This is a genomic window from Bifidobacterium boum (assembly GCF_000741535.1).
Taxonomy (GTDB): domain Bacteria; phylum Actinomycetota; class Actinomycetes; order Actinomycetales; family Bifidobacteriaceae; genus Bifidobacterium; species Bifidobacterium boum.
In genome coordinates this window covers 25096-39639 of sequence record NZ_JGYQ01000013.1, presented here as the reverse complement: position 1 = coordinate 39639, position 14544 = coordinate 25096, and the positions used below count along the sequence as shown (strand labels likewise).

General features: G+C 61.1%; 12 protein-coding genes and 2 tRNA genes. 12 read left to right on the top strand and 2 right to left on the bottom strand.

The window, feature by feature from the left end; translation table 11 throughout:
- Positions 1 to 61: 61 nt before the first annotated feature.
- On the top strand, positions 62 to 415 hold the full coding sequence (locus tag BBOU_RS04170) for a DUF3039 domain-containing protein (RefSeq protein ID WP_026503402.1): 354 nt from the start codon (positions 62 to 64) through the stop codon (positions 413 to 415).
- 169 nt (positions 416 to 584) lie between these two features.
- On the opposite strand, the gene BBOU_RS04165 is transcribed toward BBOU_RS04170, so the two are convergent.
- Positions 585 to 1982, bottom strand: coding sequence for a nicotinate phosphoribosyltransferase (locus BBOU_RS04165; RefSeq protein ID WP_274518414.1), 1398 nt, complete (start codon positions 1980 to 1982; stop codon positions 585 to 587).
- An 87-nt stretch (positions 1983 to 2069) separates the two neighbouring features.
- Between BBOU_RS04165 and BBOU_RS04160 the strand changes: the two genes are divergently transcribed.
- The 3 genes from BBOU_RS04160 (at position 2070) to rdgB (ending at position 4392) form a co-directional block, all read left to right on the top strand.
- Positions 2070 to 2702, top strand: coding sequence for a Pr6Pr family membrane protein (locus BBOU_RS04160; protein ID WP_026503404.1), 633 nt, complete (start codon positions 2070 to 2072; stop codon positions 2700 to 2702).
- Positions 2703 to 2892: 190 nt separating this feature from the next.
- Complete coding sequence (gene rph, locus BBOU_RS04155; RefSeq protein ID WP_033490468.1) at positions 2893 to 3627, top strand: ribonuclease PH; 735 nt, start codon at positions 2893 to 2895, stop codon at positions 3625 to 3627.
- Between the two features lie 96 nt (positions 3628 to 3723).
- A complete protein-coding gene (gene rdgB, locus BBOU_RS04150) occupies positions 3724 to 4392 on the top strand; it encodes an RdgB/HAM1 family non-canonical purine NTP pyrophosphatase (protein ID WP_026503406.1) in 669 nt (222 codons plus the stop codon).
- 273 nt (positions 4393 to 4665) lie between these two features.
- Here the strand turns inward: rdgB and BBOU_RS04145 are convergent, their stop codons facing one another.
- Complete coding sequence (locus BBOU_RS04145; protein WP_026503407.1) at positions 4666 to 5667, bottom strand: AEC family transporter; 1002 nt, start codon at positions 5665 to 5667, stop codon at positions 4666 to 4668.
- A gap of 562 nt (positions 5668 to 6229) precedes the next feature.
- Here BBOU_RS04145 and BBOU_RS04140 point away from each other — a divergent pair.
- The 8 genes from BBOU_RS04140 to BBOU_RS04105 all read left to right on the top strand — a co-directional run bounded on the left by BBOU_RS04140 (position 6230) and on the right by BBOU_RS04105 (position 14280).
- Positions 6230 to 6310, top strand: a tRNA-Leu gene (locus BBOU_RS04140).
- 149 nt (positions 6311 to 6459) lie between these two features.
- Positions 6460 to 6535: transfer RNA gene (locus BBOU_RS04135), tRNA-Thr, on the top strand.
- Positions 6536 to 7388: 853 nt separating this feature from the next.
- On the top strand, positions 7389 to 8609 hold the full coding sequence (locus tag BBOU_RS04130; RefSeq protein ID WP_238552032.1) for a mannose-1-phosphate guanylyltransferase: 1221 nt from the start codon (positions 7389 to 7391) through the stop codon (positions 8607 to 8609).
- Positions 8610 to 8772: 163 nt separating this feature from the next.
- On the top strand, positions 8773 to 10470 hold the full coding sequence (gene pgi, locus BBOU_RS04125; protein WP_026503409.1) for a glucose-6-phosphate isomerase: 1698 nt from the start codon (positions 8773 to 8775) through the stop codon (positions 10468 to 10470).
- Positions 10471 to 10981: 511 nt separating this feature from the next.
- The gene (rplS, locus tag BBOU_RS04120; protein ID WP_026503410.1) at positions 10982 to 11347 is read left to right on the top strand and encodes a 50S ribosomal protein L19; all 366 of its coding nucleotides are present in this window, start codon (positions 10982 to 10984) and stop codon (positions 11345 to 11347) included.
- 206 nt (positions 11348 to 11553) lie between these two features.
- On the top strand, positions 11554 to 12294 hold the full coding sequence (gene lepB, locus BBOU_RS04115; RefSeq protein ID WP_081815563.1) for a signal peptidase I: 741 nt from the start codon (positions 11554 to 11556) through the stop codon (positions 12292 to 12294).
- A complete protein-coding gene (rnhB, locus tag BBOU_RS04110) occupies positions 12275 to 13033 on the top strand; it encodes a ribonuclease HII (protein WP_051616878.1) in 759 nt (252 codons plus the stop codon). The genes lepB and rnhB overlap by 20 nt, the downstream gene beginning before the upstream one ends.
- 128 nt (positions 13034 to 13161) lie before the next feature.
- Positions 13162 to 14280 carry a LacI family DNA-binding transcriptional regulator gene (locus tag BBOU_RS04105; RefSeq protein ID WP_026503412.1) on the top strand — a complete coding sequence of 373 codons (1119 nt, stop codon included), beginning with the start codon at positions 13162 to 13164 and terminating at the stop codon, positions 14278 to 14280.
- The last annotated feature ends 264 nt before the right edge of the window (positions 14281 to 14544 follow it).

Below are 14544 nucleotides of genomic sequence, written 5' to 3'. Positions count from 1 at the left end.
TTCAGGCGGAAGGTGATTACTGATGAACGACAATAATGTGGGGGTGCATGACAGCGGAAGTATGGTCGCACGGGATACGGCGCAAGTATCGTGGACGACCCGCCTGGCCGCACATGACGCGGATGAAGCGGTTTCCCCGTTGTCGAATCCGGATTCCGCGACCGGTACGGCGGTGTTGGAGCGTCCGCAGGCGGAAGAGAAACTCAAAGGCACCGATGACGGTGATGCGGATCGTTTCGCGCATTATGTCTCAAAGCGCCGCATGGAACAGTCCCGCTTGACTGGCCGCCCGGTGGTCGCGTTGTGCGGCAAGATCTGGGTGCCGAAACACGATCCGTCGCAGTATCCGGTATGTCCGGAATGCAAGCGCATCTACGAACAGATGATGGGCGGCGCCGGTAACGGGGACGAGTGAGGCAGGTCCCCTGCCGGTGCGGCTTCCCGCGTGGACACGATGGGCCGGCTGTTTGGACGCGGTATCAACGTCCAAACAGCCGGCCCATCATCATTCGGCGTGATATGTGTCGGGGCGGCCACATGGCAGCAGTCACACGCCGACAGCGTAACCGTCTTGCAGGAGCGGCTTACAGCACGGTTGTCTCGGTCGGGATCGCCGGATCGCCTTTCATCAGGCTTTGTGCGGTGATCGGCAGTTCCGCCAAGGCTTTCGCACGGTAGTTATGCGCGTTGACGATGGCATCATGGCCCTGATGCTCATGGTTGATCTCACCATGGTCCACGTACTGGACGAGCAGATCCTTCCAGCCTTCCGGAGCGTGGAAGTCGGCGAGCTTGCTTTCGGAGCCGGAAATGACATGCTCGCAATCCGCGAGATTGTATTCGTAGGAACGATAGGCGAGTTTGCGCCCCGGCACAGTCGCCTTATCCTTGGATTTCTTGGCGACCGGCTCCATGACGCCGTTCGCGTTCTCGCGTTCGGTCAGCTTGTACACCATCGCGCAGGTCGGGGCTCCCGACCCGGTGACCAGCATCGTGCCCACACCGTAGGAGTCGACCGGCGCGGTCTGCAACGCGGCGAGCGCGTATTCGTCAAGGTCGTTGGTGACGGTGATGGTTGTGGAGGTCGCGCCTAGGGCGTCCAGTTCGTTGCGCACGCGTTGCGCCATCGCGGCCAGGTCGCCCGAATCGATGCGTACGCCGCCAAGATCGGGACCGGCGACTTCTACCGCGGTTTTGACAGCTTCCTCGATGTTGTACGTGTCCACCAGCAGGGTGGTGCCTTTGCCGAGCGCGTTGATTTGCGATTCGAACGCTTCGCGCTCGCTGTCGTGCACGAGGGTGAAGCAGTGGGCGGCTGTGCCGATGGCTTTGAGACCGTACAGTTGGGCGGCCAGCAGGTTCGCGGTGCCTTGGAATCCGCCGACGACGGCTGCGCGGGCGGCGGCGACAGCGGCCCATTCGTTGGTGCGTCGGCCGCCCATATCCATGCAGGGTCGGTCTTTGGCGGCGCTGACCATGCGGGAGGCGGCTGAAGCGACTGCGGAATCATAGTTGAGAATGGACAGCAGGAGGGTTTCAAGTAGCGTGCATTCGCCGAAGGTGCCTTCGACTTGCAGCACCGGTGAGTTCGGGAAGAACATTTCGCCTTCGCGATAGCCTTTGATGGAGCCGGTGAAATGGAAGTCCTTGAGCCAGTCGAGTGTTTCCTTGCTCACGATCTTGCGGTCCGCGAGGAACGCGAGGTCCTCGTCATCCAAATGGAAGTGTTCGAGCGCGTCAAGGATGCGCCCGGTGCCGGCGAGCACGCCGTAGCGGCGGCCTTCGGGCAGGTGTCGGGTGAAGATCTCGAAAACGCATGGACGATTCGCGGTCCCGTCTTTGAGCGCGGCGTCCAGCATGGTGTACTCGTACATGTCGGTCATCAATGCCGGTGAATAATCAACCATGATTTGTCCTTCTCGTGATGTTCTCGTATTCGGTCCGTTGCCGGTTAGCGTAGTCCGACGGTACTCGCCGTGCAAGCGTCATCGGGTGGGAGGCGGTAGTGGGTCGGTGTTCTGGTTGTGCCGACGCTGGGTGGGCTGCGGCGTCAGGCGTAAGCTGATGGTATGAGATTCATTGCGGGTATATGGCGTCTGGCGATTGCCGCGTTGTGCTTTGTCGGCACGTATGAAGCGTGGACGATTCCCAACCGATGGGTGTATTTCACGTTTCAAACGGGATTCGTCCTTGGCATCGTGATGTTGTGGGCGGGCGCCGCAAGCTTGCTTGAAGGCATTCAGCCGCCCGCATGGCTCAAAGGCTGCCTGACCGTCTACGCGGTCGTCACCGCGCTGGTCGCGTTCCTGCTCATGCCGCCGGACGATCCGCATTATGTGCCGCAAGTGCTTGGCATCATGACCAATACGATGCTGCATCGGTTCGCGCCCGTGATGGCGGTGATTGATTTTGTGCTGTTCGATCCGCATCGGCGCTTCAAACCCGGGTACGTGCTCAGCTGGATGGGCTATTTCCCGATATATCTTGCGTTCGTGGTGATTCGTGCGCAATTGTGGCCGCATGCCGGACCGTCGGTCGGCGGCAACCCGTATCCGTATACCTTCATTGATTTGGGACAGTTGGGATGGAGCCAATTCCTTGTCAATATCGTGGGGCTTGCCATCGGCTGCCTGCTGGTTTCACTCGCCGTATTCCTGATTGACCGGATCCTGCCTGACAAGCCGTTGCTGCCGTCACGGTGAATACGCATCCGGGGCGGCAGCGCAAACGCACGGGCGTTGCGCTGTGCTAGGTTGAAGGCGTACGAAGGACATCAGCCGGCAGAACCGGCCGTATATGAAGAAACACGAGGCAGACATGACACAGGCGGATTCCGCGCTCGATCAAGAACAACAGCATGACGTGCAATCAAAACTCGCTTTGGAAGTCGATATGCATGTGACGCGCGCGGATGGGCGCAAAGTCAATGAACTGCGTCCGGTGCATATCACCCGCCACTTCACCGAACCGCCGGAAGGGTCGGTGCTTATTGAATGCGGGCATACGCGTGTCATGTGCACGGCGACCTTTACACCATCCGTACCACGTTGGCGCAAAGACAGCGGGCTGGGTTGGGTGACCGCCGAATACGCGATGCTGCCGCGCGCCACCGCCGACCGTACCGACCGTGAATCCGTCAAAGGCAAGATCGGCGGCCGCACCCACGAAATCAGTCGTCTGATCGGACGCTGCCTGCGCGGCGTCATCGACATGAAAGCGCTGGGGGAGAACCAAATCCAGCTGGACTGTGATGTCCTGCAAGCCGACGGCGGCACCCGCACCGCATCCATCACCGGAGCGTATGTCGCGCTCGTCGACGCACTGCGCTGGGCTGAGGAACACAAGTACATCAAGTCCGCGAACAAAGCCATCAAAGACACGGTGTCCGCCGTGTCCGTCGGTGTTATTGACGGCAAGCCGATGCTCGACCTGCCGTACGTGGAGGACAGCAAAGCGATGACCGATATGAACGTCGCCATGACCGGATCCGGCGCGTTCATCGAAATCCAAGGAACCGCAGAACACCGCCCATTCACGCGCGCCGAGCTCGGCATTCTGCTTGATCTCGCCGAAAAAGGCAACCGCGAATTGCAAGCCGCCCAAGCCGCCGCGCTCGCCCAAGACTGATCGCATCTGGGCATGCCGGTGCGCACGTCGCTCGCGTCACGCGCACCAGCGCACGCGCCGCGCCATCCCGAATCCGAAACCGTTGAAAGGAACCCTATGACGCTCACCATCGTCGTCGCCTCGCACAATGAAGGCAAACTGGCGGAAATCCGGCGGATTCTCGCCCAGGATCTCTCCGGCGCACCCATCGAACTCGTTTCCGCGGGCTCGCTCGGCATGCCCGATCCGGTTGAAACCGGTGTTACTTTCCAGGAAAACGCACTGCTGAAAGCCCGCTTCGTCGCGCAACGCTCCGGCATGCCCGCAATTGCCGACGATTCCGGGCTGATTGTGGACGTCATGGGCGCGGCCCCCGGCATTCTGTCCGCTCGTTGGGCCGGCGAGCACGGCAATGATGCGGCGAACAACGCGCTGCTGCTCAGCCAGCTCGCCGACATCCCCGACGACAAGCGCACCGCCCGGTTCCGTTGCGCGGCAGCGCTCGCCGTACCGGGGGCGGATGCGGACGCCGAAGGGTTGTACCCCATTGTTTCGGAGCATGTGGAAATCGGTGAAATGCCGGGGCGGATCATCCGCGAGCCTCGCGGAGAACATGGATTCGGCTACGATCCGCTGTTCGTGCCGGATAATCAGCCTGCGCGTGCCGAAGGCGGTGCCGAACTGACCTCCGCCGAGATGAGCGCGGATGAGAAGAACGCGATATCGCACCGTGGAAAAGCGCTGAAGGCGCTGGTCCCTGCTGTCGCACGTCTGGTTGAGCGGTAGGTCCGCATTCCGGTTTGCCGTGTGGCAGGTCTTGCGGGACGTTGGGGATGCGTAAGTATTTCCGGGATGGTGCCTGGACTGGGCGGGCATCTTTGGGTTCCTGCTGAGCCGGCGTCCCGGCGACCGCCCGATGCGCCACTATCTGCGGTTTCCCGTATGGCGGGTCTTGCCTGGTCCCCAAAATACGATGACAGTGCGGTGAAGTTTGTTCGAGTCAGGCCGGCATCACCGGGTCCCTATGCCTCCGGATTCCGGGAACCGGCAGTTGTGTGATCATCCAAGCAACGTCACGCGCGCGAGTGTCATCAACGTCAACGACACCACGGCGGTCAACGCGAGCGAAAACCCGGCCAGCCGCGCATTGCCGAGCACCTTGTCGGTGAACATCGTGGAAAACACCGCAATCGGCGCCAAGCAGCACAACGCCACCGCCTGCCGGATCGCAACATCAAACGGCAACAGGAACCACGCCGCCGCGGCGAACAGTATGCCGCACGGCAGACGCCACGCGAGCACTTCGAGTACGGCGCGCACGTCGGCGCGGCCGGCCGGCACATCCATCAGCATGCCGACCATCAGCATCGCACACAGCGAATTCGCGGCGGCAACCGGTTGCGCAATCTGGGCGATGACACCCGGAATGCGAATGCCCGCGAGCATCAGGACAATCATCACCATGTACACGTCGAACGACACCGAAGATGCAAACCCGCGTGCCACGCGACGCAGCAGTGTACGGCGGGCGAGACGGCGGGCATCCCGGTCGGTCGGGCGTTCATACGGCAACGTCGGGGCATCGCCCGCATGCTGCTCGACAAGGGTCATATCAGGGGCGATATGCAGCAGTGTTTGGGTGAGCACGTTCGTGCCGGCGGCGACCATAATGCAGTTGCCGACGTCGAACATCGCGGCTGGTACCAAGGCGGATGGGCCGAAAAACGCTTGCAATACCGGGAAACAGAAGCATCCGACATTGAATCCGGCCCCATTGAGCATGACGAACGCGCGCTGGGCGACCGGACGTCGCCCGGTGCACAGGAATATCAGCGCAGGCGGTACTGCGGCAGCAATGAAGCCGAACAGTGAAATCCACAGCAACCGGATATCATGCGGCTGCGTGGCGAACGAGTAGATGATGGCGCCGGGGAGAACGAGATTGAATTCGGCGGTCTGCAAGACCCGATAATCGCGGGGGCCGAACAGGCCGAACCGTTTGAACATGTATCCCACTGCGATGATCAGCAGCAGGGTGACCGGTTGAATAAGTGCTTGCACGCCGTTCCTCCCGCATAGGTATCCGGCTGCAGCCGGAACGGTTTTCATCATAAACGGTCGTATGACGCGGGCGTACAGGCGGGCAGATGGCACGGCAAGCGTGAAACAAGCATGAAAAAGGAGGCCGGTCAGGCCTCCTTGTGATCATCGTCGTCGTCGCGACTTTCCGACATGAGCCGGTCAAGCGCTGCGAGCGTCGAATCCATTCTGGGCAGTTGCTCAGTCATGGCTTGTCCTTTCTTGTGTGTTGTGGATGGTTGGGAATGTGTCGGAAGGTGTCCGGCATAACGCTGGTTAGCGCAATGATGAATATACCTTGTCCGGGTGCCAAATGGGTAATGCGTGGTGTGCGTTTTCACGGTACGTTTACGAGAGGGTTGCGTTACCATCGGGGCGATGACAACGTTTCTTGTTTGCGATAACAAGGATTTCGGGTGATTTTCGTCGCGCCCCACTGCTGTGTTTCATCAGTTGCTGACACGAAAATGTCACATGATTTCGCTGAGCGATAAGCGGACCGGATGTCGACACTGGCGTGGGCGGGTGATACATTGGACGGGTCGCGCGCGTGGCGGAACTGGTAGACGCGCAGGATTTAGGTTCCTGTGACTTTGTCGTGAGGGTTCGACTCCCTTCGCGCGCACCCACTGATGCAAGTCAGGGCTTCTGGCCGGCAATCGTAGCCCTGGCACGCGGCTCACGGTGCGGCAACGCCATCGATTTTGCAAAATCCACGGTTTCCGTTATAGTTGTGGTCTTGTGCGCGGGAAGCGTATGCTTCTCGGGCAACACGCCACTTTAGCTCAGTCGGTAGAGCGGCTCACTCGTAATGAGCAGGTCGACAGTTCGATTCTGTCAAGTGGCTCCATCACGGCACGCCTGCGGGCGTGCTGTTTTGCTGTTCGGGCAAGTGCCGGCCGGGTGGGGGCATATAGGAACCAAAGTGGCATAGGGAAAAACGTGGTGCTTTGGACTTCGTCTATGGGCGTATCGGTCAACACGCGTTCCGGCACGGGGTCTCCTGTAGTTCGCAAGCGGTGTGTCGTACCTTCTGCCGATGCTTAGGGGTGTTCAGTGTCGGTGGAGGCGGAGCGATGACCTTGTGCCGACGCTGGGTGTGCGGTGAGCGTCGGTAGACGCAGGCCGGCAACCGTCTGCCGACACTGGCAGAGCCATCGGCGTCGGCAGCATGACATTCCCGATAAGCAGGGATGAACAAGCGAAGGATGAATCACCCCGCGACACGCCTTACGGCAGTAAGGATAAGTGGCAGAATAAAACACACATTTTGTCTAACCCATTTTTCCTGTACACCCCATGCCTCCGGAATCTGAAAAAATCGCCGCAACGCCTTGACCCAGCGAGTTGTTGAGAAAAAAGCCTCAATAACTCGCGCCCGGCAGCCATTTGGGTGAGATATTGAGATTGCGTGGTTTCCTACGCTTGATTGCATAGTCCCGAATATCCCGGAATATCAACGATTCTTGGATGCCGACTGCTTGCGTTGCCGGGGCAGGATCCCAGAAAACTCGCGGAATCGCGATTCACGAAGAGATGGTGAGACTATATTCTGAACATCTCTATCCTGCCGGTTGATCGTCGAGATAGTGAGAGTTTCATTGACGAGACTGTTATCGGCCCGCAGGCTGTCCATCAAATGACAGCCCTTGACCCTGCGGCGTGGCGCGCGGTGCGCCACAAGCTTGTGCCACAATGGAGCCATGAGCAGCACAATCGACACGAGCACAGAACACGGTCATCCGCATGGTGAGCCGCACGGGGTTGCGCAAGCCCAACCGCACAATCCCAACGACATCCAAGAGTTCCAAGATTTCTACGCGGTGATTCCTGCCGGTGGCACGGGCACCCGCCTGTGGCCGCTGAGCCGCGAAGCCAAACCGAAATTCCTCTATGACTTGCTCGGTCAGGGTCGCACACTGATCCAATCCACCTATGACCGGCTTGAACACGTCGCCGGGCACGGTCATGTCGCCGTGAGTACGGGATGGCGCCATGTCGCGGCGATTCGCGAACAGCTTCCTCAGCTTGATGAGAACGATATCTTCGCCGAGCCGGTGCCGCGTGATTCCACTGCCGCAATCGCCTTGGCAACGGCTGTGCTGGCCCGCCGACATGGCGCGCACGTCGTGGTCGGCTCATTCGCCGCCGATCATGTGATCCGTGGCGCCGCATCCTTCGCGCGCGCGGTGCGTGAAGCGGTCGCCACAGCCCGCGCCGGATACGTGACCACGATCGGTATCGCCGCATCCCGTCCGTCCACGGCGTTCGGCTATATCCATCAGGGCCGTTCTTTGGCCGCGGACGTGCCGGACGCCCCCAGCGCACGCCTGGTCGAACGGTTCGTCGAGAAACCTGACGCCGCAACCGCCCAAGCGTATCTGTCAACCGGCGAATACCGTTGGAACGCCGGCATGTTCGTGATGCGTGCCGACGTTCTGCTCAGCCACTTGCGTGACTACAAGCCGCGCATGTATGACGCGATTTCGACCATCGCGGACGCGTATCTTGCCGGCGGCGACGCGGTCGATGAGGCGATGGCGACGCACTGGTCGGGCATCGAGAAAATCGCGTTCGACTATTCGGTCGCCGAACCGTTGAGCGTCCAAGGCGGCGTGGCGATGATCCCCGGCGATTTCGGGTGGGATGACATCGGCGATTTCAATTCGGTCGCCGCCCTGCTGCCGAGCGCGAACGAACAGAACATCAAAATTCTCGGCGACCGCGAATGCGTATCCTATATTGATTCCGCCGGCGACGTGGTGGTGCCCGCCGCAGGGCGAACGATTGCATTGCTCGGCGTGGACGACATGGTCGTGGTGGACACGCCGGACGCGCTGCTGGTCGCGCCGCGCGCCCGCAGCCAGGAAGTCAAGAATATGGTTGCCCACTTGCGGCAGGAAGGCCACGACGAGCTCCTGTGACGGGCGTGCGCCTGACCGTGTGGACGATTGTCCGATGCTGTCCTATTTTGTGGGTATCTTGTCTCGTGGAAGCAAACGATGTCATTCCTGTGCCGTGCGCTCGCCGCGTGCCTGTCGCGCCCGCATGAACGGTGTCGCTTCGATTATCAAGAAAGGACCAAGTATGGCCATCAATCCGCCAGTTGACGCCACCAAGACTCCTGAGTGGGCTGCCCTGCAGAAGCACTATGACGAGCTGCAGAACGAAGGCATCAGCCTCAAGAAGTGGTTCGCCGAGGATCCGAGCCGTGTGGACCAGCTGAGCTTCGATGCCGGCGACCTGCACTTCGATCTGTCCAAGAACCTGATCAAGCCGGAAACCCTCAAGCTGTTCGCCGACCTCGCCAAGGCCGTCAAGCTTGACGAGCGCACCAAGGCCATGTACACCGGCGTGCACATCAACAACACCGAGGACCGCGCCGTGCTGCACACCGCGCTGCGTCGTCCGGTCGAGGATGAGGGCAAGTACATCGTCGACGGCCAGGATGTCGTCAAGGACGTGCGTGACACGCTCGACCGCATCTACGCGTTCGCCGACAAGGTCCGCTCCGGTGAATGGAAGGGCGTCACCGGCAAGAGGATCGAAACCGTGGTCAACATCGGCATCGGCGGCTCCGACCTGGGCCCCGTCATGGTGTACGAAGCGCTCAAGCCGTACGCTGACGCCGGCATCTCCGCCCGCTACATCTCCAACATCGACCCGAACGACCTGGCCGAGAAGACCAAGGGCCTCGACCCGGAGACCACGCTGTTCATCATCGTTTCCAAGACCTTCACCACGCTGGAGACCCTGACCAACGCCCGCGAAGCCCGCACCTGGCTGCTCGAAGAGCTCAAGGCCAAGGGCGCCATCGACGGCTCCGACGCACAGAACGCCGACGCCATCAAGAAGCACTTCGTCGCCGTCTCCACCAATCTGGAGAAGGTCGAGGAGTTCGGCATCGACCCGTCCAACGCCTTCGGCTTCTGGAACTGGGTCGGCGGCCGCTACTCCGTGGATTCCGCAGTTGGCACCTCCCTCGCCGTGGTCTTCGGCCCGGCCCGCTTCGAGGAGTTCCTGCACGGCTTCCATGAGATCGACGAGTACTTCGCCAACACCCCGTTCGACAAGAACGTGGTCGTGCTGCTCGGCATGCTCAACGTGTGGTACCGCAACTTCTTCCACGCCGCATCCCACGCGGTGCTCCCGTACGACCAGTACCTGCACCGCTTCCCGGCGTACCTGCAGCAGCTGACCATGGAATCCAACGGCAAGTCCGTGCGCTGGGACGGCACCCCAGTCACCTGCGACACCGGCGAGATCTTCTGGGGCGAGCCGGGCACCAACGGCCAGCACGCCTTCTACCAGCTGATCCACCAGGGCACGCAGCTGATTCCGGCTGACTTCATCGCGTTCGTCAACACCCCGAACCCGACCAAGGACGGCGACCAGGACGTGCACGAGCTGTTCCTGGGCAACTTCCTCGCGCAGACCAAGGCGCTCGCGTTCGGCAAGACCGCCGACGAGGTGCGCGCCGAAGGCACTCCTGAGGACATCGTCCCGGCCCGTGTGTTCGCCGGCAACCGCCCGACCACCTCGATCTTCGGCGTGGCCCTGACCCCGTTCTCGCTCGGCGAGCTGATCGCCCTGTACGAGCACATCACCTTCGTCGAGGGCACCGTGTGGGGCCTGGACTCCTACGATCAGTGGGGCGTCGAGCTCGGCAAGCAGCTGGCCAAGCAGATCACCCCGGCGATCTCCAAGGACGACGACGCGCTCGCCGCCCAGGACGCCTCCACCCAGGGCCTGATCAAGTTCTACCGCGCCAACCGCGAGTTCTGATTCGCGTCGCGTGATACCGGCGGCAGGGAGCATGGCTTTCTGACTGGCCGGTGAATCGAAATCCCGCTGTCCGTTCGTCGGGCGGCGGGATTTCGTATATCTGCCTGTGGTGTGACTGGCTGGTTGCACGGCGGGCCGATTGCGTTCCCAGGCAAGCTTCAGCGGGGAGACATCCGCCTGTGGTGTGACCGGCTGATCGCACGGCGGCCCGGTACCGTTGTCCGACAACGACACGACAATCGTCACCGGCAACCGCGTATCCGCCGGGGCCGCCGCACGGTCCGCATACCGCGTTATAATCCAATCCTGTTATGCCGAAAAACGGGACGCCGCATAATCCCGGTTTTCTTTGGGTCCAGCCGGAACATCCATGTGGTCGCAATGCCACGGTTTCCAGCGGATTGGCACTCTTCGCAGGCGAACCTGCGAAGACATCACAGCTGAACGGCCTCCCGAGCGGAGTCGCGAAGCCCAACCAGTCGTCGATATGCGGCGGCGATGGAGGAACATCATGGTTAATGCCATCGAAGCATTCGACGCCAAGCATCTCAAGCCGGCGGAGGAAATCCCCGCGTTCCGTCCTGGCGACACCGTCGAGGTCAACGTCAAGATCAAGGAAGGCAACAACTCCCGTCTGCAGGCGTTCACCGGCGTGGTGATCGCTCGTCAGGGTGCTGGCGTGCGCGAGACCTTCATGGTGCGTAAGATCAGCTTCGGCGTGGGTGTCGAGCGTCGTTTCCCGCTGCACTCCCCGTCGATCGATTCGATCAAGCTGGTGCGCAAGGGTCGCGTGCGTCGCGCGAAGCTGTACTACCTGCGCGCGCTGCGCGGCAAGGCCGCTCGTATCGTCGAGCGTCGCGACAACAGCGAGAAGTGAGTTTCACGATAGCTGCATGACTGACAGCCCGGTGGCCGTATGGTTGCCGGGCTGTCGGCGTTGAGCGCTGGGCGGATTCGAGTAGGCGTACTGGTAACGTATGCGGCAGCGTGGTTGTAGCTGACGCGGGTGGCATGCAGTGTGGTGTCCGCGCGGCATAGGTGCGATGCACAGTACCGTCGGATTCGGCGGCAGATGGGAGGACTATGACGGAGCACACGCCTCGGCGTGAGGCAAGAAGCCGGCATGCGCGTCACGCTACCGGAGTCGCTCGCGGCGCCCATGCGGCGTCCGGTTCCGCATATGAGACATCCGGTGCCAAGCGTGGAACCCATGCCGAGAATCAGTCGGGCAGTATTCGCGAATTTCTGGTATGGTGCGGTGTTCCCATACTGATTGTGCTGTTCATGCGCTTGTTCCTGTTCGGTTTCTACGTGATTCCGTCGGGGTCGATGCTCGACACCATCGAAATCAATGACCGTGTCATCACCACCAAGCTTGCGCCCGATATCATCAAACTGCAGCGCGGCGATATCGTCGTGTTCAAAGATCCTTCCCACTGGTTGCAATCCGAATCATCCCTCGGCAGCAATGATCTGATCAAACGGCTGATCGGCCTGCCGGGCGATACGGTGGCGTGCGCGGGAGCCGGACAGCCGGTGACTGTCAATGGTGTGGCGATTGATGAAAGCTCGTATGTGAAGCCGGGCGTACAACCCAGTGATTTCCCGTTCAGCGTCACGGTGACTGAAAACCATATTTTCGTGCTTGGTGACAATCGCGCGAATTCCGCGGATTCCCGCTACCATCAGGACGACGGATCGAACGGGCTCGTACCCATCAACGATGTGCTCGGCGTCGCCATTGTACGTAACTGGCCGTTGAACCGTATCGGTAAGCTTGACGCCCATCACGAGGTGTTCGCGAATGTCCCGAACCCCTCGTAACGCCACCCGCCAGCGTCCGATTCCGACGCTTGACCTTGAACGCAGCCTCGCCGCCCAAGGCTACGACCTGATTGTCGGGTTCGACGAGGTCGGACGCGGTTCGCTCGCCGGCCCGGTGATGGTGGGCGCCGCCGCCGTGTGGGCGCGTGACCTTCCAACGTTGGCGGTTCCTGACGGGGTTGCGGATTCCAAAATGCTGACAGAACACCGCCGCGAGGCGATATTCCACCCGTTGCGCCAATGGTGCGCTTCAAGCGCAGTCGGACAGGCCAGCAACGGTGAGATCGACGAATGGGGTATCACGTATGCTCTCGGTGTCGCCGCATTGCGCGCATTGGATGAGCTGGAACGCCAGTTGGACAGCGATAGGAACGATTCTGCTGTCGCCGCCAATGCGAGCACGCCGGTATCACGAGAACTCCGTGTCGGCGGGATTCTCGATGGTCCAAACGATTACATCACCGCCGCCCTCGGCACGTTCGATGCGCCGGATGTGCCGGCGCCCGCCCACATCATCACCCAAGTCAAAGGTGATCAGCATTGTGCGACGGTCGCCGCGGCCGCGGTCATCGCAAAGGTCACCCGCGACCATCTCATGATGGATATCGCCGCCGGCAACCCGCAATACGCGCCGTACGATTGGGCGCATAACAAGGGGTATGGTTCACAGGCGCATCGTGATGCGATCGCGCAGTACGGTCCGACCCCGCTGCACCGGGTGAGCTGGCATCTGGCCTGAACCGGGTAACCCGGACGGGCCGGGAACATCAAGTATCTGGAATGTTCTGGATGCCGCGGTTCAGTCCGGTCCGGCCATCGTGCGCGAGCCGGGACGAAACAACAGGATTGAGAAAGGACACGCATACGATGGAAGTGAATCACTCCAAGTCTCGCCCGTCAATGAAAGACGTGGCGATGCTGGCAGGGGTGAGTCATCAAACCGTGTCCCGCGTCATCAACCATTCCCCGGATGTGTCGGCGCAAACCCGTGCCCGCGTGCGCAAAGCCATCCAACAGCTGGGATATCGTCCCAGCAATTCAGCGCGTGCGCTCGCTTCAAGCCGCTCGCGGATCATCGGCGTGATTATGGGCGGCGACCAGTTTCATGGCGCTGTGCTGACGTTACAGGCGATTGAGGCGGCGGCACGGGCGCGAGGCTTGTTCGTCACCGTTTCGATGATCCGTAAAGCCATGTGCTCGCAGGATGAGTTCAATCGGATATGCGAGGGTTTTGACGAGCTGAACGTGGACGCGTACATCATGATGGTGCCGACGGACGTGCTGTTTCTTGCCGCGTGCCGTGCCCCGGTCACCAAGCCTCGAATCCTGTTGACGGCGACACACGGCGGCACCAGTGTCGGTACGGGGTTGAACATGATTCACGATGGGGACGGGCATGACCGGACCGCGGTTGTGGGTGTCGACCAGTGGGGGGCGATGGATCGTGTGATCAGCATGATCGCTGGATACGGGCACCGCCACGCCTTGTATTTCACAGGGCCGTCCGAATGGCGGGACGCGACGACGCGGCTTGACGCGTGGCGTGAACTGTCCGCGCAGTATGCGATCGCCTCGCGGATCGTCCGATGCCGTTCCTGGCAGGCCAGTGAGGCGTACGCGCGTATGAATCATGTGCTTGAATACATTGGATCGTCGGGAGGCGCACTGCCGACAGTGATTGTCGCCGCGAGTGACGCGCAGGCGATTGGCGTGGCGCGTGCGTTGCGAGAGCATGATATTCGTATTCCGCAGGATGTCAGTCTGGTGGGGTTCGACGATATCGATGTGGCCGGCGACGTGGTTCCACCGCTGACTACCATTCGTCCGGATTATCGCCAGCTCGGCGTCGCCGCGATGCGTGAGGCGCTGTTCTTGCTGGGGGAGGGGCCGGAACCGGGGTACCCGGTGTCCACGTATGGTGTGGGCCAGGTCGAGGCGAAAGTAGTCAAGCGTGCGTCGTTGGCGGGGGTTTCACTGGGACGGTGAGGCGTGCCGGCAAGCATCGCCCTCCTCGCCATCGGCTTCCACGCCTGCGGAATCGACCGCTGAAACCAATCGTATGGAACAGATACCAAGAGATTGTCCCACCTGGGCCGCAGCGTCATATCGAAAGAATCGCGGAATTCTGCGGATTGCATGATTCGGTTACCCCCTTCCGCCGTCGTGGCGCCGCCGGGCTCGCTCCACGCCTGCGGGATATCGAGGCGATTCGTACAGTATGGAACAGATACCGTGGAAGGTGTGCGACCG